The organism is Xanthomonas sp. BRIP62418, from assembly GCF_003993495.1.
Taxonomy (GTDB): Bacteria; Pseudomonadota; Gammaproteobacteria; order Xanthomonadales; family Xanthomonadaceae; genus Xanthomonas; species Xanthomonas euroxanthea.
In genome coordinates this window covers 1-511 of record NZ_QEZG01000012.1, presented here as the reverse complement: position 1 = coordinate 511, position 511 = coordinate 1, and the positions used below count along the sequence as shown (strand labels likewise).

The 511-nt window shown below is 71.8% G+C and carries 1 protein-coding gene; it reads right to left on the bottom strand.

The features are described 5' to 3' along the window. A partial coding sequence (locus EO174_RS00055) for an Ig domain-containing protein (protein ID WP_206515022.1) occupies positions 1 to 511 on the bottom strand: 511 nt, incomplete at both ends.

Sequence of the window (511 nt, the reverse complement as noted above, 5' to 3'; positions counted from 1 at the left end):
CGATCACCGGTGCCGCGATGGTCAGCGTGTAGCTGCGGCTGGCCTGCGCCGCCGGGCTGGGCGTGCTGTCGGACACGGTCAGGGTGAAGGTGAACGTGCCTGCCACGGTCGGCGTGCCGCTGAGGCTGCCGGTGGCCGCGTCCACGACAACACCCGCCGGCAATGCGCCGCCAGTCAGTGCATAGCTGTAGGGCGCGGTGCCGCCGGTGGCGGGCGTGATCGCCGCGGTGTACGCCTGCCCGGCCGTGCCTGCGGGCAAGGTACTCGCCGGCAGTACAACGTTCGGGCCGGCAACGGTCAGGCTGTAGGCCTGGTTGCCGGTGAAGCTCCCCGCATCGGTCGCGGTCACGGTGAAGTTGAAGCTGCCTTCCACCGTTGCGGTGCCGGACAGCGTGCCGTTGCTGGCCAGGGTCAGGCCAGCCGGCAGCGTGCCGCTTCCGAGGCTGTAGGTGTACGGCGCGGTGCCGCCGCTGGCGCTCAGCGTCTGGCTGTAGGCCGTGCCGCGGGTGGC